General features: G+C 62.3%; 18 protein-coding genes. 3 read left to right on the forward strand and 15 right to left on the reverse strand.

The features are described 5' to 3' along the window. Positions 1-336: 336 nt before the first annotated feature. The 5 genes from UB31_RS36735 to UB31_RS36755 all read right to left on the reverse strand — a co-directional run bounded on the left by UB31_RS36735 (position 337) and on the right by UB31_RS36755 (position 5694). Positions 337-2418, reverse strand: a complete 2082-nt coding sequence (locus UB31_RS36735) for a methyl-accepting chemotaxis protein (protein ID WP_045014392.1) — start codon at positions 2416-2418, stop codon at positions 337-339. Between the two features lie 100 nt (positions 2419-2518). Beyond that, a complete protein-coding gene (locus UB31_RS36740; protein WP_045014393.1) occupies positions 2519-2953 on the reverse strand; it encodes a thioesterase family protein in 435 nt (144 codons plus the stop codon). A 127-nt stretch (positions 2954-3080) separates the two neighbouring features. Continuing rightward, the gene (locus tag UB31_RS36745) at positions 3081-4394 is read right to left on the reverse strand and encodes an MFS transporter (RefSeq protein WP_044999720.1); all 1314 of its coding nucleotides are present in this window, start codon (positions 4392-4394) and stop codon (positions 3081-3083) included. Positions 4395-4426: 32 nt separating this feature from the next. Next, complete coding sequence (locus UB31_RS36750) at positions 4427-4834, reverse strand: cupin domain-containing protein (RefSeq protein WP_044999721.1); 408 nt, start codon at positions 4832-4834, stop codon at positions 4427-4429. Positions 4835-4884: 50 nt separating this feature from the next. Further along, a complete protein-coding gene (locus UB31_RS36755) occupies positions 4885-5694 on the reverse strand; it encodes a maleate cis-trans isomerase family protein (protein ID WP_197090906.1) in 810 nt (269 codons plus the stop codon). 171 nt (positions 5695-5865) lie between these two features. Between UB31_RS36755 and UB31_RS36760 the strand changes: the two genes are divergently transcribed. Next, positions 5866-6591 carry a GntR family transcriptional regulator gene (locus UB31_RS36760; protein ID WP_063775655.1) on the forward strand — a complete coding sequence of 242 codons (726 nt, stop codon included), beginning with the start codon at positions 5866-5868 and terminating at the stop codon, positions 6589-6591. A 22-nt stretch (positions 6592-6613) separates the two neighbouring features. Here UB31_RS36760 and UB31_RS36765 read toward each other — a convergent pair whose 3' ends face one another. From UB31_RS36765 to UB31_RS36795, 7 genes are all read right to left on the reverse strand, one after another. Then, the gene (locus UB31_RS36765; RefSeq protein ID WP_045014394.1) at positions 6614-7828 is read right to left on the reverse strand and encodes an aminotransferase class V-fold PLP-dependent enzyme; all 1215 of its coding nucleotides are present in this window, start codon (positions 7826-7828) and stop codon (positions 6614-6616) included. Continuing rightward, positions 7828-8265 (reverse strand): RidA family protein, encoded by a 438-nt coding sequence (locus UB31_RS36770; protein WP_044999725.1) that lies wholly within the window; start codon positions 8263-8265, stop codon positions 7828-7830. Before UB31_RS36770 ends, UB31_RS36765 begins: the two co-directional genes overlap by 1 nt. A 92-nt stretch (positions 8266-8357) precedes the next feature. Further along, positions 8358-9554, reverse strand: a complete 1197-nt coding sequence (locus UB31_RS36775; RefSeq protein WP_044999727.1) for an adenylate/guanylate cyclase domain-containing protein — start codon at positions 9552-9554, stop codon at positions 8358-8360. Positions 9555-9668: 114 nt separating this feature from the next. After that, on the reverse strand, positions 9669-10253 hold the full coding sequence (locus UB31_RS36780; protein WP_044999728.1) for a HutD/Ves family protein: 585 nt from the start codon (positions 10251-10253) through the stop codon (positions 9669-9671). A gap of 63 nt (positions 10254-10316) precedes the next feature. Then, positions 10317-11471 carry an ABC transporter substrate-binding protein gene (locus UB31_RS36785; protein ID WP_045014395.1) on the reverse strand — a complete coding sequence of 385 codons (1155 nt, stop codon included), beginning with the start codon at positions 11469-11471 and terminating at the stop codon, positions 10317-10319. A 26-nt stretch (positions 11472-11497) separates the two neighbouring features. Next, positions 11498-12346, reverse strand: a complete 849-nt coding sequence (locus UB31_RS36790; protein WP_045014396.1) for an amidohydrolase family protein — start codon at positions 12344-12346, stop codon at positions 11498-11500. 24 nt (positions 12347-12370) lie between these two features. Next, positions 12371-13213 (reverse strand): shikimate dehydrogenase, encoded by an 843-nt coding sequence (locus UB31_RS36795; protein ID WP_044999731.1) that lies wholly within the window; start codon positions 13211-13213, stop codon positions 12371-12373. A 353-nt stretch (positions 13214-13566) separates the two neighbouring features. Between UB31_RS36795 and UB31_RS36800 the strand changes: the two genes are divergently transcribed. Beyond that, entirely contained in the window at positions 13567-14379 is an 813-nt protein-coding gene (locus UB31_RS36800; protein ID WP_044999732.1) for a class I SAM-dependent methyltransferase, read from the forward strand. Here the strand turns inward: UB31_RS36800 and UB31_RS36805 are convergent. Next, on the reverse strand, positions 14363-14623 hold the full coding sequence (locus UB31_RS36805) for a DUF1427 family protein (RefSeq protein ID WP_045014397.1): 261 nt from the start codon (positions 14621-14623) through the stop codon (positions 14363-14365). The two genes, UB31_RS36800 and UB31_RS36805, sit on opposite strands and share 17 nt — an antisense overlap. Before the next feature lie 10 nt (positions 14624-14633). After that, complete coding sequence (locus UB31_RS36810; RefSeq protein ID WP_044999735.1) at positions 14634-15602, reverse strand: quinone oxidoreductase family protein; 969 nt, start codon at positions 15600-15602, stop codon at positions 14634-14636. A gap of 34 nt (positions 15603-15636) precedes the next feature. Here UB31_RS36810 and UB31_RS36815 point away from each other — a divergent pair, with 34 nt between their 5' ends. Further along, positions 15637-16611, forward strand: coding sequence for a LysR family transcriptional regulator (locus UB31_RS36815; RefSeq protein ID WP_197090907.1), 975 nt, complete (start codon positions 15637-15639; stop codon positions 16609-16611). A gap of 58 nt (positions 16612-16669) precedes the next feature. On the opposite strand, the gene UB31_RS36820 is transcribed toward UB31_RS36815, so the two are convergent. Beyond that, positions 16670-18238 (reverse strand): L,D-transpeptidase, encoded by a 1569-nt coding sequence (locus UB31_RS36820; protein ID WP_044999737.1) that lies wholly within the window; start codon positions 18236-18238, stop codon positions 16670-16672. Positions 18239-18530 lie beyond the last annotated feature (292 nt).

Below are 18530 nucleotides of genomic sequence, written 5' to 3' on the forward strand. Positions count from 1 at the left end.
GCCAGAGCGCCCGCAGACAGCTCTCGGGATTTCCTCTCGCAACCGCTTCGTCCAACTCGGCCAGGAATGACGCAGTAACAGCCATCGATGCGCTCGCAGTTTGAAAACGATCAAACGAGAAAAGAGGTTCCACGAAACGAGGCGATCACACCACTTCAGACCTCAACGCACGGTAAAACCTCCCCAGTCGCCTTGCGCCGGGCTTAAGGTCCGCCTAATCGGATCGATTGGATTTTAGGTATTGCGGGAGCTGGCCCGGGTCACGTCGTGCCGCAGGCGTTGGGCTGGCTGAGCGGAAAAATGGCTCTGTCGGTCGAAGCCGTCAGTGTCTCTACATTATGCAGCCTTCACATCGGCCACAAATGCCTCGAACTCGCGGCGAAGATCGACAGCCTGATTCGCCAAAGCCGCGGCAGCCACGAGCAACAACCCGGCCGAACTTTGCGTATCCGTGGCAGTGGTACTTACGAGTGTGATCGAAGACGACACTTCGTCGGTTCTTGACGCGGTCTGCTGGACATTGCGGGCGATCTCCCGGGTCGCAGCACTTTGTTCCTCAACGGCGGCCGCAATGGAACCGCTGACAGTACTGATATCATTGATAACCGAAGCGATCTTTTCAATAGCGACGACCGTGGCACCAGTCTCGCCCTGGATTGCCATGATCTGACTTTCGATTTCCTCTGTCGCCCGAGCGGTCTGGGTCGCAAGACTTTCGACTTCGGATGCCACGACGGCAAAACCTTTGCCAGCCTCACCTGCGCGTGCCGCTTCAATCGTCGCATTCAGCGCCAGCAACTTGGTTTGTCCGGCAATTGTCCGAATTAGCTGGACGACATCGCCGATTCGTTTTGCAGACTCGGCCAATGACTGGACCTTGGCAGTGGTATCAAGCGCCTGCGCCTTTGCGCTGTTGGACGAGGACGCAGCATCAGCCATTTGACGGGTAATCTCGTTGATGGACGCGTGCAGTTCTTCCGATGCGGAAGCCACCGAGTTGACGCCGGACGTCGCGGCCATCGCCGCCTCGGCAACGGCTGTCGCCCGCGACGCCGTTGTCTCGGCCGACAGGTTCAGGCTCTCAGATGATTGCTTCATACCGCCGGCGGCCTCGGCCAGACTCCGGCAAACTCCGTCCATGAGGTTGCTGAATTCGTGGGTCAGGGCTTCCAACTTCCGACGCCGCGCCTCTCGGTGTTCGTCAGCCTGAGCCTGCTCGCGGTTCAGACGGTCAGCCTCGGCCGATTTATCCTGCAATACACCGATCGCTTTTGCGAGTGTGCCCATCTCGTCAGCACGCTCGCGGTATTTGATTTCCAAATCACGCGTGCCATCGGCAATTCGTCCGATGACGTCGGACAGTTCTGTCAACGGTCTGGTTACGCGTCGGTTGACCAACATCAAGACCGCAATGACGATCGCCAAAGCTGCCAGTACTCCGGCGACAGACATGAGTGCACCAAACACAGCCTTATTGTGCGCATCGGCCATGTTTGTGGCGGCGGCAATATACAACACGTCACGCAATGCAAGGATATTTGCGTAGAGCGGGAACACCTTCTCGCGAAAGGACGAGCCGTCGTATGGGAAATTCCCGGTCGCGTATTGGGCCGACAGATCCTTCTTGATGGCATCGAAGCCGTCAATGAAGCCTTCCTGCACCTTCCTTATACCGTCGCGCAGGCTGTCTGGCGTGGTCGGCAGATCGCGGATTGCGAAGAGGCGGCTCCAGATCTGATCGATCTGCCCCTGCAAAAGCAGCATGGTCGAGCGCTGATCGTCCGAGACCGGCTTATGAGCAGCGACGAGATTCAGCAGAAAGCCGCCTTGCCGGCCGCCAATATCTCGCAAGGACGATGCTGTATTGGCTATTTCAGCGTAGCGATAGACCGTGCCATCCAGCGCTGAAAGTCCGGCCAGTTGGTCGTTGATCAGCACTGCGATCAAGCCGTTGAGGGCGAAGCTGTCGGCGGTCATTTTTTCAATGCCGCCGCCACGCTGATCTATCGGTTTCGCCAAATGGTCGTCGGTTTCCTGGCGAAACCGCGCGAACAGACCGTCAACCTCTGCCATCTTCACCTGGATGCCCGCGCCATCTTCGACGGCATCCTGCAAAGCCGAGACACTGAGTCGTGCCGTTGCAAAGGCTGCATCGGTCAGCTTGCGGACGTCGACCAGGTTATTCAAACTGCCTGGATTGCCGGGCGCGACGGAAGCGACAGCCAGCGTTGCGATTCCCCGCTCCGACGAGATGAAAGGCGAGACTTTCGCAAGATTGCTCAGAGCGTCGAGTCGCTTGGCAGCAGTGGTGACGCGTCCGATCTGACGAACCTCGCCAACCGCGAGAATGCCTCCCAGCAAGCATACAAGGCACGCCACGAGGATGAGTGAAATCGACAGAAATCGGCGAATCGACATGGCTTGGCTCGAAATCTACGTCAGGTGAAACAATGGGTTGAACTGACTTGTCAGCTCAGGATGCAAATGATCTGGCGCAGCTAGGAGCCTCGTCGAATCATCAATTGAAGCCGTCTGCCTGATTGGACAGCTGAGCGAACCGCTTTTCGGCTCGTTTCTCGACCGCTGCTTCGGGAACGATCGCCCGCGCATGGGTTCCTTTCCCGATGAGGCCGCCTTCATCCGTCGCCCATATTTCAAATAGATAGAGCGCTCCGTCCGAGCCGACATATCGCGCATACGCCGTCACCTCGCCGCCGAGTGGCGTTGGCGCAAGGTGCTCCATCGTGACGTGCGCTCCCACCGACACTTGTCCGGACTCCAGAATTGGGCGCAGCACTTTGGCGGCAGCTCGCTCGAACTGAGCCAAGAGCCACGGCGTCGAGAATACGGACGGATAATTTTCTTCCGGCTCACTCGCCAGTCGAGCCGCCAAATGTTCGGGCCCAACAGCACACCGAACGGAGCTTGTTGAACCAACCTCGATAGGCCGCATTTGTGTATCTCCAGGCAATTTTCGCCCTCGTAGAATTTCGGTGACTCTTGGCCGCACAGAGCTTCACTCGCTTCGCCGAGCGACCTGCGTCGCCTTCACGTCACGATTGTTGCAACCGCGCCCCCGCCTAGCCGGCTATTGCCGTGCCGGGGACACCGACGACGGGCATTTTGTCCGACGAGCTCTGATTTTCTTCGACGTCCAAAGTCTGATCGGGGCGCATGAAGAAGGTTGCCGCTGCACCAACCAGCAACAGGCCGATTGACGCGATGAACGGCGCCGTCCAGCTTCCCGTCAATTCGACAACGTATCCGAACACGGTTGGCGAAATGATCGCCGCAATGGCCGCGCCGGTATTCATGATGCCTGACGCCGTGCCGGCATGGTTCGGAGCAATATCCATGGGCACGGACCAGACCGGTCCAATGCTTAGCTCCAGGCAGAAGAATGCCGCGGCAAGTGAAGCCGTCAGGACTGCGAGATCATGCGTGTAGAAGACAGGTATCAGACAGATCAGAGAGCCGAGGAAGCTCAGGCAGATGAGGTTGCAGCGCGCCCGCTTGAGATTGCCGGTCCTTGCCAGGATGCGATCGCTGATGACGCCGCCCAGGGTATCGCCGACGACGCCGGCCAGAAACACCGCCGCTGAAAATAACGCGGAGCTCTTCAAGTCCAGGTTTTGACCTTGCTGGAAGAACTGAGGAAGCCAGCTGACGTAGACCCAGAGAGTCCAGCCGTAGCAGAAGTACACAAGCGTGGTCGGCAGCATCCGTCGCACCAGCGGTCGCCATGGCGTGGCAGCCCCCTGGGGTGCGGCCGATGTCTTGGGAAGGACAGCCAGTTCCGCTTGGCTGATCCCGGCATGATCGGCCGGCTCGTCCCGGAAGTAGAAGAACCACAGAACTGCCCACGCACAACTCAGCAAACCGAGGCCAAAGAACGAGCCGCGCCACCCCCACACCACGATAAGTGCTGCGACGAGCGGAGGGGCCAATGAATTGCCGAGCCGGGCAAAGGAATGGGTTATGCCTTGGGCGAAGCCTCTCGACCCGACCTTGGTCCACTTGGCGAGCGCGCGCGTGGCCGTCGGGAACGTCGCGCCCTCGCCGATTCCGAGCAGAAGCCGCACCAGGACGAGCGACCAGAAGCCGCTCGTCAGCCCCATGCCGATCGTTGCGATGCCCCAGATCACGCCGCATGTCGCGAGCGTCAAGCGCGGCCCAAACCGGTCACCGAGAAAGCCGCCGATGATCTGGAACGCCGCGTAGGTATAGGCGAACGCCGAAAAGACCCAACCATATTCGATATTGGAGAGGTTGAAGTCCCGCCGAAAAGCGATCGCGGCCGTTGCGATGTTGACGCGATCGACGTAGGTGATCGCGTACATGAGGCAGAGAAGAAAGAGAACAAGCGTCGTCGCTCGATAGCCATATCTGCGCATGGGAGCTGTTCCGGAGGCTGGTGTTGAGCCTGTTACTTCGCGTTCAGGGCAAGCGGTTGGCCTTCTTCGTGAATCAGAACGACGACGATTTGCGCAGGCTCTGTGCTGCTGGCGTTGGTCACCTTGTGGATGTGCCCGCGAGGCGTAAACGTTGCCTGGCCGGCGCTGATCGTCTTCGGCTGCTCGCCGTCGATCTCGAACGTCAGCGCACCCTTGAGGACATAATTGAATTCATATCCGGGATGGGAGTGTCGCGGCGCGGCTGCTCCCGGCGCAATGTCCGTGACGTACATGATGCCGTCCATCCCCTGAAGGCCCTGGAGTTCGGTCTTCAGGATCTCTCGTCTGGTGATCGGCGCGTCCTGCGCAGGGACGGATGCCGCGGTGAACAGGGTTAGCGACAGCGAAAGCGCGAGCGCGCGCCACTTTGAAGGCGTCATGGGTATTTCCTCTATGTTTGCTTATTGAAGTCGCTGAGCGCTCGACAGCGTCAGTGCCGCTCGAACAGCGAGCCAAACCCCGGGAATTGGTCGTTGATTCCCATCTTGCGAAGCGCCGTCCAATAGATCGCCGTGCCGACGGAGAACACGGGAAGGCCGAGCCAGCGCTCGGCTTCGTCAGCGATGCGGGCAAATCTCAGATTGGTCCCGAGCTGAACGATTGCGTCCGGCTTGGCGGCAGCAAGCTTCGTGACCGCGGGAATCAACGTATCCGCGCGCTGCGAACCCACATGGATGATGCTCTTGCACTTGAGCCCTTCCGTCGCGACCACGTCGTAGCCGCGTTCGGTGAAGTAGCGGACCGCGTTCTGATCGATGACGGGATAATACGGCGTGAGAAGAGCAATGCGCTTGGCACCGACCGCTTCGAAAGCGCGCTCCGCGGCTTCCGCACCGACGGTCACATCGCATCCGGCGCGGTCCTTGAGCTCCTTTCGAAGGGCCATGCTGCCCTCGACGCCGCCCATGAAGCTTTCGGACGACATGCCCATGATCAGGTGATCCATCTGGGCCTGGACCAGCGCGTCGACGGCGTTGGCAACGTTCTGGCGCGTGTGCGCCATGATCAGGCGCCAATCGTCGTCCGAGCGAACCTTCTGGTTCGGCACGTAGTACCGATTGACCACGTTGATGACGCCGCGCGGGGCCATCTCGTGAAATTCGCTCTCGACGATGGTGTTCGGGGCCGGCGTCAGAACACCAAACTTGGCGCGCCACCCCATCGCATCCGGAAAGCGCTCGTCGTCCAGACGCAGACCGCTCGACAGGTCGCGGGCGGGAGCAGTTTGAGCAGCAGTCATTAATTCCTCCATTTGCATTCATTATCTGGAATTATCGGATGTTTTCCCAAGATATACGGCGATATCCGGCAATAATGCATGCATTATTTGGCTCGTCAAGCCAGGACTGGCTATAAGCTTCCAAAATGCATGCAAATCTCGTAGGGAAGTCCGGCAACTGACGGACAGGACATGGGCAACGCCAGCGCAAGCATCAGCCACGATGAGCTCGTCGCTCAGATCAGGACCATGATTGTCGACGGCGTTCTGCCGCCCGGCTCAAAGATTCCGGAGCGAGAGCTGTGCGAAAGATTCAAGATTTCGAGGACGCCTTTGCGCGAGGTCTTGAAGGTTCTCGCGGCGGAAGGCCACGTGACGCTCTCCCAGAACAAGGGAGCGCGCGTGATTCTTCTCACGACGCGCGATGTCGACGAGCTCTATGAAGTGCTGGGTGCGCTCGAAGCGCTGGCCGGCGAATTGGCCGTTGCCCGGATGACTAACGAGGAACTCGCTGAAATCAAGGCCATGCACTACGAGATGGCCCTCTACCATCAGCGTCGCGAGCTCGCCCCTTACTACACTCTCAACCGCCGGATACATGAGGCCATCGTGAAGGCCTCGCGCAGCGTCGTTCTACAGACCCTGTACGAACAGATCGGCGCCCGTATCCGCCGAGCACGGTTCGTCGCCGCAATGCCTAATCACCGTTGGGACGAGGCTATGAGCGAGCATGAGGGGATTCTCAACGCGCTCGTGCGGAGAGATCCGGTTACGCTCGCCGCCATCCTGAAGATGCACTTGCGCAACAAGAGCAAGCAGGTCGTCTCCGCGGGCTTTGCCGTCGAGGTCGACCAGGAAGAGACTGACGATCCGGATTCGTTACGCAAGAAGCCCGCCCGTTCGGCGAGCAAGACGTAACGCGCGGGTTCGCTGAGTGCGTTTATCTTTGGGCTGAATGGCCGCGATCCTGGCCTGCCTGTGTCGAAAGACGCACGAGCTCTTCGGTGAACCGCCCGATATCATCGTCGGTCGAGTAGACATGAGGCGCCACGCGCACGATTTTCGTAAGGCCCCGCGCTTCGAGTTCCCACCGGGCATAGTCGAGGCCAACGGACGCGACCGCGATGCCGCGCATCGCCAGTTGGTCGACAATGGTGTCCGCGGGAAGCAGCGCATGCTGGAAGGTCAGGAATGCCGCATCCGCATCCTCGTCCTCGAACACCGTGAGACCGGGGACGTCGCGCAAATTCGCACCCAAACAGCGCAGCTTTTCGGCGTTGTGGGCGCGAACATGCGATCGGCCAATGCGATCGAGTTCCTGAAGGGACGCCCGCAGGCCAAGACGGCCGGCGGCGGAGAATTCCCAGGCCTCGAAGCGTTTGGCATCCTCCCGCACCAGGAAGCTATCGTCCGGGCACCAGGCGCCGGCACTCTGGTCGATGACAATCGGCTGCGCCAGACGGCGCAATGCCCGGTCCGATAGCGCCATCATCGCCTGCCCGCGACCGCCCCTGAGCCACTTCCGGCCCGGCGCAACCATGACGTCGGCAGATGCCGCCGGTAGCGTCAGGTCAAACTGGCCGATGGCTTGCGCTGCGTCGACGAAGTAGAGGCAGCTCTCCGGTCGCGGAATTGAGCCGAGCGCCTCGACGGGCTGGCGCAGTCCAAAACTGCTGGCAACGGCGGACGCGCAGATCGCGACAGTGCGCTCGTCCACCAGTGCGGCGACCTTCTCGATGTCGATCAGCCCCTTCCCCGTCATGGGCAGTCTGATCACCTCGGCTCCGGCACAAGCTGCACGCCGCACGGCGCTCAGAATATTTCCACCCCAATCGTTCCGTGCGATCAGGATACGATCCCCGCGCTTCAGCGGCATCGATGCAATGGCAACCGCCCAGAGCCGGCTTGCCTGCTCGCCGAAGCCAAGATGCGTCGGGGCAACGCCCATCAAGCCGGCCGCCAGGATGCGCGTCTCTTCGATGGCGCCGATCGCATCGGCCGCCGCCCAGTGCGCGCCGCGTCTCACCTCAAGATCGAGGTGAGACTTGATGGCCGTAACGACGCTCTCGGGCATCAGACCGGCGCCGGCGGCGTTCAGGTGCGTAAAGGCGCCGCTCTCGGCCCTTGCCGCCGCCGGGCCGTTCCCGGAGATCACTACGCGGTCCCGATGGCCGCGATGATATCGATCTCGACCGGGGCACCGCGCGGGAGTTCGGCCACACCCACCGACGTTCGCGCGTGCCGGCCTCTGCTGCCGAGATGTGCCACGAAAACTTCCGAGGCGCCGTTCATGACTTGCGACTGCTGTACGAAACCGGGCGCGGAGGCGACATAGCCGGTTATTCGGAGAATCTGTTCGACCCGGTCGAGCCCGCCGACGGCTTCCGCGAGGACCGCGAGGCACAGCTCGGCGCAGATGGCCGCTGCACGCTGCGCGCTCGCGAGATCGATCTCGGCGCCCACCTTGCCCTTGAAGACGAGTTCATCGCCCCGGCGTGGCAATTGCCCGCTGACATAGGCAACGCCGCCGTGAACGATGACCGACACATAGTCGCCACCCGGCGCATTCGTCTTAGGAAGATTCGCGTTCATCGCCGTCTCTTTCAGTGATTGTGCGGAAGATCTTTGGTCACATCTGGTGACCACCCGGTCGGTCGTCGAACTCCCGGAGCTTGCTTCGACCCTCACCCGTGAAACGCAAACAATTCGATCGGCTCACTGAATCCGCGCACGGCGTGCTGGCCTACCCGCTCGAGCTCGAACTCCCGTTTCACCAGCTCCGCAAAGTCGCGCGACAGCAGCACCGTTTTTCCCAGCTGCTTGGTCAGCGCTTCCAGACGCGAGGCCATGTTGACGGCGGGACCGATGACCGTGAAGTCGAGCCGGGTGCTCGACCCGATATTGCCGTACATGACGTCGCCGACATGGACGCCGATGCCGTAATTCAACGGTGCGCGGCTGGTCGCGCTGTTCCTTTCGTTCAGGGCGACCATGGCCTGACGCGCCTCGGTCACGGCATGCAGCAGGTTTGCGCAGGCGTTGGGCTCGTTGAGCGGGAAGATGGCGAGCAGGCCGTCGCCGATGAATTTCAGGATCTCGCCGCCGTGGCGCGCGATCGGCTCGGACATCGCATCGAAATAGTCGTTGAGGAGATCGATGACGTCGTCGCGCGGCCAATTGTCGGAGATCTTGGTGAACTCGCGCAGATCGCAGATCATGATCGCGGCGCGGACCGTTGTCCCGGTGCCGCGCCTTGTGGCGCCGGCCAGGATGAGCTCGCCGGCATGGGAGCCGACATAGGTCTCGAGCAACGTTCGCGCCAGGCGGTTCTTGATGCGGATTTCGCTGACGAGCGCCAGCACCGGCAACACTTGCTTCAGGCTGGCGATATGCGTCGCGTCAAAACCGCCGGGACGGTCGGTCGAGAACGTGACGAGATGCCGCTTGCCGAGGGTGTGGTAGAGCGGCCAGGCCACGTAATCGGTCAGGCCCTTTGCCCTCATCTCGTCATAGAGGGCGTGCTTGCGGCCGAGCGACGGGTCCTGTTCGAGATTCTCGCGCACCTCGGCGGCACCGTCCTGCATCTCATTGGCCGGGCTGCCGATATATTCGGACCGCTCCCGCACATCGAAATCGACCCGCGAGATCTCCGCCTCGCGCATGCCATCGGACCACATGAAACGAGCACCGAGCCATTGCGGGTGCTGGATCAGGACATGAAGCGTCGACCGCTTGAGCGGAATGCCCGCTTGCTGCAGCCGGACGCACATCTCGGCAAAGATGTTGTCGATGAAGCGCTGGTCGTGTGTGCCGTTGGTCAGCCAGTCGACGACGGCATCGCTGCCGGAACGGGCGGATTCATTGTTTGGCGGCGCGTTCATATCCTGCCCTTGGGCTGCGGTCTGCATCGGGGAGATATCGTGCTCCGGCGCGGCGGCGTCAACCTAGCCAGTTGCATGGATTGTGCGCATCGCTCTGGCGGGCAGGACCGCCGTTCAGCCCAGGATTTGGATAGATCCCAGCACGGCCAGCCCCGAGACGAGCGCGAGCGTCGACGCCCCGGTCAGTTCGACCTTCAACGTGTTTTCGTGCGAAATCGCAAAATCAGCGCCGCCGAGACGGATGCTGCAATCGCCGCGAGCCGCATAGAGGAGATGCGTGCCGGCGGACAATTGCCGATCACCGGGCTCTCTGAGCGCCAGAAGGTCGATCTCAACTGCGCCGCGCCGTGCCATCAGGTTCACGACCTCGACCGGGCCGGCCTCGAGCTCAGTCACGATGTCGAGCTCGCCGGTGAAGCGGACGGTCGTGAAGGGCTCGCGCTCGTCGAACTCCAGCCCCGGCGATTTGAGCACCAGACCGCGCCCGCCAACGACCATCTGCAAGCGGTCGATGCCCTGCATGTAGGAGAAGGCGCCGGGCGCCACGATCGGCGTCGCGGCGAAGCGCCACAGCAGGCTGTCCCAATCCTTCACCGGGCTATCTGCCCGATGCGCGTCCGCGATATCGGTAAAAATTCCGCCGCCGTTCTTCCACGGCGAGCGGGTGTAATCTTCGGATTTCAGCAGCGTGGTTTTCATGTTTTGGAGACTGCCCGAAAATGGCATGTCGAGCAACATCACCCGCGCAATAGGCTGCCTCCCTCACTCGCCCTTCCCGCTCTTCAGCTTCGGCAGCGTCTCGACGATCTTCTGCTTGCCGTCGACGATCTCGGCGAGAAAACTCGCGCGGTCGATGTCGCCGTTCTGGTCCCAGCTTGCTTCCATCAGCATGCCCGGGGCCTTGTCGGGTGTCAGCGTCAGGCCCTTCATCGTTGCGCCAAAGGCCTTGCTGTCGAACTTGCCGATCTTTTCGGTGACATATTTGATAAGATAGACCGCGGTGTAGCCCTTGATGCCGTTGTGATCGGGCCGGTACTTGAAGCGTTCGCTGAATTTCTTCGTGAACTCCTCGATCGCGGGCACCGGCGCGTCGGCGCTGAGGCCGACATGACCACGCACGCCGTTGGCTGCGGGGCCGGCAAGCTCGACCACCTTCTGGCTGAGCAGCGTGGTCTCGCCGAACAGCGGCGTCGACAAGCCCTGCCGCTTCGCCTCGATCAGGAAGCGCGCGCTCTCCTCCTCGTTGGTGTAGACGAAGATCGCCTCCGCCTTGGCGCTTTTCAGCTTGATGACGTCCGAGCCGAAATCGACCTGGCCCTGCTCGGTCGAGATATCGGCCGCAACCTCGATGCTGCGCGCCTTCATCTCCTTCACGAAATTATCGCGGCCGCCCTTGCCGAAATCATTGTTGACCCAGACCACCGCGACCGACTTCACGTTGAGGCGGTCGTGCAGATAGTTGGCGATCTTAGGCATCGAGAATTGCTGGCCGAAGGCGGTGCGGAACACCCAGGGATTGCCCTGCGTGGTGATGTCGGCGGCTTCCGCGCCGACGATCTGCGGGATCTCGGCCTGTTGCGTCAGCGCCATGTTGACCTTGACCGAGCCGGAATAGATCGGTCCGAGCACGACATAGGGCTCCCTGTCCAACACCTTCTGCACCTGCGCGCGCGAGATGCCCGGATTGCTCTGGGTGTCGAGATGCTCGGTCTGGATCTTGCGGCCCAAAATGCCGCCGGCATTGTTGATCTCGTCGACCGCGAGCGCAACGCCGTCGCGCCAGTTGGTACCGGAGACCGCGCCGGGCCCGGACAGCTCGATGACATCAGGAATATAGACCGTGGTCTGCGCGCTAGCCCCGCCCGCCGAGAGCGATGCCGCAATGGCGATGCCGAGCGGCCCTGCAAGATGCCTCATGATGTCCCTCCCGTTTGGCTCTGTTGTTATCTTGTTTGATCCGCCGCGCCGTCGAAGCCGAGCAGTCTTGCCGGCGTTTGCCACAGCAGGCGATGCTGATCGCCGGGGTCCGGAAACAGCTTTGTCAGCACCGCGAGCAGTGGTCCGTAATCGAGCCGCTCCGCGGCGCGCAGGAACGGATAGTCCGAGCCCCAGACGCAACGGTCGAGCGTGAAAGCATCGACCAGCGCGGCGATGAACGGCCAGATATCCTCATAAGGATGCGGCTGCTGCGAGAACTTGTAATAGCCGGAGAGCTTTATGTGCGCATCGCGCTCACGGCCGATCGCGAGCAGGGCCTGGAAGGCTTTGCCCTTCATCCCCTGCGCGACCGAGGGACGCCCGCAATGGTCGAACACCAGACGCACGTGTGATTTTTCGATGAGCGGCAAGAGCGGGATCAACTGATCGTTCTCGACCTGGATTTGCAGGAACAGACCAAGGCTCGTCAGCTTCTCCAGCAGCGGTGCTGCCTTGAGATAATAGTCGGCGCTGTGGAACGGCACGTTGAAGGCGACGCCGATCACGCCGGCTGCCTTCAGCCGTTCGAGCTCCCCGATGTCGACGTCGTTTTCGACGACGGCAACGCCCTTGAAGCGGCCACCGCCCTGCTCCAGCGTGTCGAGCAGGATACGGCTATCGCTGCCGTAACCGGTGTTGGTCGCCACCACGAGCGCGTGGCGGACATCAAAGGCGTCGAACACGCGGATGAGCTGCGCCGCCGTCGCGATCTCCTGCCCGCTCGGCCGGTATGGCGTATCCTCACCATACGGAAAGCGAACGGGATCGATAGCGTGGATGTGGCAATCGATCCTGGGGGACGCCGGCATTGTCATGGCGCAAACTCCCCGGCGTTCGGATCAGAACGTGGCCTCGATGGCCTTGATCAGCTCGGGCGTCACGTCCGGCATGATACCGAACCAGGCCTTGAAGGCGAGCCGCGCCTGGTTAAGCAGCAGGCCGAGTCCGTTCACGGTGACGCAGCCGCGCGCGCGGGCCTCGGCCAGGAACGGCGTCTCGAGCGGCGTATAGATGAGATCGGCGGTGAGCGTCGTGGGCTTGAGCCGCGACAAGTCGATCTCCAGCGCGTCCTTGCCGACCATGCCGCGGTCGGTACAGTTGACGAGAAGCGCGACATCGGCAAGTGCGGCGCTACGGTCGTTCCAAGCAATGGTGCTGACGGCGGCGCCGAACTCCTTCGCGATGGCCTGCGCCTTCTCAGTGGTGCGGTTGGCGATGCGGATCTCGCGCGCGCCGTTTTCGAGCAACGCCACGACCACCGCACGCGAGGCACCGCCCGCCCCCAACAGCAGGATCGGTCCGGCGTCGCCGCGCCAGTCGGCCTTGGCGTCGCGCAGGCTTTGCACAAAGCCGTTACCGTCATTGTTAAAGCCGGAGAGCGTGCCGTCCGTTTCGACGACGATGGTGTTGACGGCGCCGATGCGCTTTGCGGTCTCGTTGACGCGGGTCAGCAGCGGCATTGCCGCCTGCTTGTGCGGCATGGTGACGTTGCAGCCACGGAAGCCAAGCGCGATCAGGCCGTCGAGCGCATCCTCGAGCCGCTCCGGCTTGACCGCGAGCGGCACATAGGCGCCGCGAATGCCGTGCGCCTTCAGCCAGTAATTATGAATGACAGGCGAGCGCGAATGCGCGACCGGCATTCCGATGACGCCCGCCAGCCCAAATCCATCCGCCTGCGACATGCTGCGATATCCATCCCTGACCACGCCCTTTGGCGTATGACCATTTAATTTGGTCACTTGTCCAAGACAATTAGAGGGAATGGATAGCGGGTGCAATCTGAATTTGGGTGCCCAGCAAAGCCGCCAGTCAGTAGCCCGGAGGGTACTTAAATTTCGCCGTCGTCCTGGCGAAAGCCAGGACCCATTATCTCGAATGGTTGTGATTGTGGCGAGCGAGCGGCCACGCCGTCGTCCCACAATTACTGACGGTGGTTATGGGTCCTGGCGTTCGCCAGGACAATGCTGGGGAAGGACGGCACGCGGCCTATCCGTGATAGCATACCCCGTCCTGCCCAGATTTCAGCGAGGCAAGCATGTCCGCAACCGACAAGGTCTTCGCCGGCTCGATTCCGAAGCTTTACGACGAGTATCTCGTCCCGCTGATCTTTTCCGTTTATGCCGACGACATCGCAAGGCGCGTCGCGGCGCTCTCTCCCACGGTGCTACTCGAGACGGCGGCGGGCACCGGCGCGGTGACACGCGCTGTTGCGGCTGCGCTGCCGCGCGACGTCCGTTACATTGCAACGGACCTCAACGAGCCGATGCTCGCCGTCGCGGCGCAGCGTCAGGGCGAGGACGATCGCATCTCATGGCGCCAGGCTGATGCCACCGCCCTGCCCTTCGACGATGCCACGTTCGACGTGGTCTGCTGCCAGTTCGGCGCCATGTTCTTTCCGGACCGCATCAAGGGTTACGCGGAGGCGAAGCGGGTGCTGCGGCCGGATGGCGCGTTTGTGTTCAATGTCTGGGACCGCATCGAGGACAATGTGTTCGCGCATGACGCGACGATCGCGCTCGGCAAGATGTTTCCCGATGATCCGCCCCGCTTCATGGCGCGGACGCCGCACGGCTATCACGACAAGACCGCCATCAAGGCCGATCTGGAACAAGCAGGGTTCGGCCACATATCGATCGAAACGCTTTCTGCGGTGAGCCGCGCGCCAACGCCCGACTACGTCGCAATTGCCTACTGCCAGGGGACGCCGCTGCGGAGCGAGATCGAGGCAAGGGATGCAGGCAAGCTTCAGGCTGCAACTGAGGCCGTCGCCGAGGCGATCCGAATGCGCCACGGACCCGGACCGGTCGAAGCTGGAATTCAGGCCCTGGTGATCACAGCGCGTCCGTAGTTGGTTTCGGCATTTGATCGGATACTACACCGCGCGGTTTCTGAACATCGTTGGGCGCCTGCCGCACTGATGCATCGCTCTGTACGAAATGAACTCGCGCCGCTTTGATTGCCTGTTCTCCCAGCACCATTCCCAGCAGACCGACCAACGCGATCAATGGAGGGGCTGGCGAGCGAACCTGGACGAGGCCGTAGGCGACGCCGACGGCCGCACCCATCAGCAGGGAGACCATATATCCGGTCATCGTCACCCTCTTATTGCTGGGGCCGGAGCACGACGCGACCTGTCCATCCCGTTGCGACCTTGCGATACGCCTCCTGGGCTTCAGCGAGCCCACAGGTTTCCGTGATCGGTGCCGCGCGGTAGTCGCCGGCGGCGAACCCCGGTGTCAGCGCATCAAGCACCTGCGCTGACGCCGCAAGATCGCGCTTGAGCGTATCCACCCCGAACAATCGGCTTTCGTTGTGGTAGAAATCGGCGAGGTCAAAGCCGACTTCGCGTTGACCGGTCGCGGAGATTTCAACGAGCCTCCCCCGCAGAGCCAGGCTGTTGACCGCACTGCGGAACATCACGCCACCGACGAGATCGAACACGACATCGGCGCCCTTGCCGCCCGTGGCCGCGCGAATCGCCGCGGGCAGATCCTTTGGATCGATCAACAGTTTCTCCGCGATGGCGTGGATCGGCGCGTCCTGGTGCGGCGCATGCCTATCGACACCAATCACGCGAGCGCCGAGGCGCTTGGCGATCTGCGCCGCGGCGCCACCGACGCCTCCGCCGGCACCGATCAGAACCATCGTCTCGTCCGCCTCCAGGCCGGCCGCCTCGATGCCGCACCACGCGGCGACGTAGTTGACACCGACAGACGCCGCCTGCTCGAAGCTGAGATTTTCCGGCTTGCGCCTGAGGCTCGCCAGCGGCACTGCAATAAACTCTGCATGGGTGCCATCGCGAGTGAAGCCGGTATCGCCGCCAGTGCCCCAGACCGCGGCACCACGCCATTCAACGGGTCCCGTCTCGACCACACCTGCATAATCCCGACCCGGGATACGCGGCAGCGTCGTCTGGCTCATGGCCCCAGCCACGTTCTTGACATCACTGGGATTGATGGACGCTGCGATGACCCGCACCAGCGCGGCGTCGTTGCCGACAACCGGCTTTGCGACCTCCGTCAATTTCAGAACCGAGGGATCGCCAAAGGCTTCGAATTGTATTGCACGCATGATCTAGCTCCTCGCTTTGATGGCCAGAAAATGTGTGATCACACGCGCGCCGGAAAGTGGTGCGAAAGCATGCTATGTTTCCGATAGATGGAAACATAAGGGTATTATCTTGACGGATAGCATTGGGGATATTGAGCTATTTTGTACGATCGTTGAAGCGCGCGGAATCTCCGCGGGCGCCACGGCGTTGCGTTCCTCGCCTCCGGCGACCAGCCGCCGTCTGGCCGCGCTGGAAAACCGCCTTGGCGTGCGCCTCGCCGAACGCAACGCGCGACGGTTTCGGCTGACCGAAGAGGGGGCGCTGTTCTACGAGCACTGCCGCAGGCTTCTTGCGACGATGCGCGACGTGGAAGCGGAGGTTTCCGCGCGAGGCGCGGCCGCCCGCGGGCTCTTGAAGGTCGGAGCACCGATGGAGCTTGGCCGACGGCGGATCGCACCATTGCTTGCGGAATTTGCGGCGCGGCATCCGGGGCTCGAAGCCCATCTGGTTCTGTCCGACGCCGGCCTCGAAGTCGGGCAGGATGGAATTGACGTCGCGCTTCGCGTTGATCGGCCCGACAATCCGGCGGTCATGACGCGCAAGATCGCCTCGACGCGGCGCGTGCTCTGCGCAGCGCCGTCCTATCTGACGGCGCGCGGCACGCCCAAGAGGCCCGCGGATCTGGCGGATCACGATTGCCTGCGCCTCGCCCGCCGACACCACTTGCACGATCGCTGGCGCTTTCACACAGAGCACGGTGTGGAGGAGATCGCGGTCGGCGGTCATCTCTCCAGCAGCAGCGGTGACGTGCTGCACGGCTGGGCTCTGGAAGGGCGCGGCCTTTCGTCAGAGGCCCTTTGGGACGTGGCTGAGGACCTGCAAGCCGGGCGGCTCGTTGCGTGCCTCACCGAATATTCATGCGACGAGATCGAACTATTCGCCACGTTTCAGCCCGGCCATCCGGTAGCGCCGCGCGTCCGCCTGTTCGTAGATTTCATGGCGGCCTCCCGTCTAAGCCAGTCGTCGTAGCCGCGCGGCTTCTGCGATCGATCGGCTGAACTGCGAGGCCAACGATGCGGCCCGCGTCCTACCAGAAGCTCCGCTGCATCGGCTGCGCCGGTTGATAGTACTGGTACTGACCGCCGCGCTGCCGGCGCGGATTGACCGGTTGTGGCGCCGGATCGCGCTGCCCAAAGAAGAAGCCGAAGCCGTTGCCGCCATTGCCCCAGCCATCGTCGCTGGCAATTTCCATCGGCGGCGCGGTCGGCTTGCGCGTGATGAAGCCACCCTGGGGATGGTTGCTCAAGACCGCGACGAACTCGGTTCGGTAGTTGGTCTCGGCGCTCAGAGGCTCGTCCGAGATGATGATCGAGGACCGCGGCAATGCGGTCGGCCCGATACGATCGATGATCTCCTGCGGGATGGTGACGCGGTCGAGTGCGTCCTTGGCGTTGTCGCCCTCGTCGATCGTGACGACGCTCCAGCGCAGGCCCGTGTCGTTCTTCGCCATCGCCGTGAAGATGTGGGTGCCGAGCGGCTGGTCGGGATTGCGGATGGTGACGGGAACCTCGATGCTGGTGTCGAACACCTCGCCACCGCCGTCCGGCGCCGGCTTATGGGTGTTGCGACGGACGTAGAGCTTCTGGGTCGAGCGGCTGATGTAGACCGAGACCGGTTCGAGTGCGAGCTTTGCGTCAGTCGACGCTTTGACAGCATCGGTCTTCTTGGTCGCGGCGGCCTTGGCGGCATCCTTGGTTGCGGCAACTGCATCGCGCTTCGGCTGCGCGGCGGCCTTGGCGGCGTCCAACTGAGTCGCCGCATCCGCGGCCTTGGTTGCGGCCTTCTGCTTCAGCTCGTCGGCCTTGGCTTTGGCCTGGTCGTTCTTGGCATTCGCAACCAGCTTGTCGGCATAGGCGTTCTCGGCGTCGGCGCGGGCCTTCTGCTGCTCGAGCTTGCGCAGCGACGCCGGGAGCGATTGCGCTTCTTTCGCCGCCGCGGCAGCAGCCTTCTTGGTTTCGTCGGCCGCCCTGGTGGCCTCCTCGGCCTCGGCTGCGAGTTTGCCGATACGGCCGGGAGCCGCAGCAATGGCCTCCTTATTCGGCACGAACAGCGAAGGATGCGAAAAGTCGACCGGAGCGGCGTCGTTCGGCGAGATGATCACCCGCATCCCGATATTGGTCTTCTCGAACAGCCCCTCGGCGAAGTTGAAGGGCATCCGCACGCAGCCGTGCGAGGCCGCGTAGCCGGGCAGCGGTCCGCCGTGCAGCGCGATGCCGTTCCAGGTGATGCGCTGCATGTTCGGCATCCAGGCATCGTCATACATGGTCGAGTGGTGGTCCTTGTCCTTCTCGACGACGGCGAAAACACCGGCCGGCGTCTCGCGCCCCGTGGTTCCGGTCGAAACCGGCGCACGCAGGATCCAGCCCTCGGCGTCATAGAAGGTGACCTGCTGGCTCTTGATCGACACGACCGCCATGATCGGCTCGCCGGCTTCGCGCGGCGCAACTGCCTCGGCGGTCTGGCGCGGCTGCTTCGCAGCCATCGCACCTGTGCTCAGCGCGGTCAGCGCAGCCACTGCCGCGAACATCACAATTCCGGGAGGCCCCCAACGCCGCATCGTTTCCTTGGATTGCGCCGTCGTCAGTCGGTCTTTCATGCCATACCCCGGTTGCCTGTCAGCACTTGCGTCGATCATCGGTCAGATTGCGATCTTTGGATTAAGAAATCGCAGCCACCATCCGTTCCGTATCCGGCGATTTTCGGTCCGTACCAGTGACAAATCTCTCATATACGACGGCTCGCGCGGGCGGAAGGGCGACCGGGGACTGAAGCTGGTGGCTGAGAGGCTGGCCAGGGGCTGGCGGACCTGCGCGGCAGAATGTCCGCCTTCGGAGGCGACGCGGACAGGATGTGACCGGAATCACAGAGAATTGCGTTAGACCGCGGCA

Origin of the sequence: Bradyrhizobium sp. LTSP849, from assembly GCF_000938255.1 — a bacterium.
Lineage (GTDB): Bacteria > Pseudomonadota > Alphaproteobacteria > Rhizobiales > Xanthobacteraceae > Bradyrhizobium.

Bases quoted from the DNA above. Each gene is read 5' to 3' on its own strand.
- UB31_RS36735 (WP_045014392.1), bottom strand. From the start codon at position 2,418: ATGTCGATTCGCCGATTTCTGTCGATTTCACTCATCCTCGTGGCGTGC.
- UB31_RS36740 (WP_045014393.1), bottom strand. From the start codon at position 2,953: ATGCGGCCTATCGAGGTTGGTTCAACAAGCTCCGTTCGGTGTGCTGTT.
- UB31_RS36745 (WP_044999720.1), bottom strand. From the start codon at position 4,394: ATGCGCAGATATGGCTATCGAGCGACGACGCTTGTTCTCTTTCTTCTC.
- UB31_RS36750 (WP_044999721.1), bottom strand. From the start codon at position 4,834: ATGACGCCTTCAAAGTGGCGCGCGCTCGCGCTTTCGCTGTCGCTAACC.
- UB31_RS36755 (WP_197090906.1), bottom strand. From the start codon at position 5,694: ATGACTGCTGCTCAAACTGCTCCCGCCCGCGACCTGTCGAGCGGTCTG.
- UB31_RS36760 (WP_063775655.1), top strand. From the start codon at position 5,866: ATGGGCAACGCCAGCGCAAGCATCAGCCACGATGAGCTCGTCGCTCAG.
- UB31_RS36770 (WP_044999725.1), bottom strand. From the start codon at position 8,265: ATGAACGCGAATCTTCCTAAGACGAATGCGCCGGGTGGCGACTATGTG.
- UB31_RS36775 (WP_044999727.1), bottom strand. From the start codon at position 9,554: ATGAACGCGCCGCCAAACAATGAATCCGCCCGTTCCGGCAGCGATGCC.
- UB31_RS36780 (WP_044999728.1), bottom strand. From the start codon at position 10,253: ATGAAAACCACGCTGCTGAAATCCGAAGATTACACCCGCTCGCCGTGG.
- UB31_RS36785 (WP_045014395.1), bottom strand. From the start codon at position 11,471: ATGAGGCATCTTGCAGGGCCGCTCGGCATCGCCATTGCGGCATCGCTC.
- UB31_RS36790 (WP_045014396.1), bottom strand. From the start codon at position 12,346: ATGACAATGCCGGCGTCCCCCAGGATCGATTGCCACATCCACGCTATC.
- UB31_RS36795 (WP_044999731.1), bottom strand. From the start codon at position 13,213: ATGTCGCAGGCGGATGGATTTGGGCTGGCGGGCGTCATCGGAATGCCG.
- UB31_RS36800 (WP_044999732.1), top strand. From the start codon at position 13,567: ATGTCCGCAACCGACAAGGTCTTCGCCGGCTCGATTCCGAAGCTTTAC.
- UB31_RS36805 (WP_045014397.1), bottom strand. From the start codon at position 14,623: ATGACCGGATATATGGTCTCCCTGCTGATGGGTGCGGCCGTCGGCGTC.
- UB31_RS36810 (WP_044999735.1), bottom strand. From the start codon at position 15,602: ATGCGTGCAATACAATTCGAAGCCTTTGGCGATCCCTCGGTTCTGAAA.
- UB31_RS36820 (WP_044999737.1), bottom strand. From the start codon at position 18,238: ATGAAAGACCGACTGACGACGGCGCAATCCAAGGAAACGATGCGGCGT.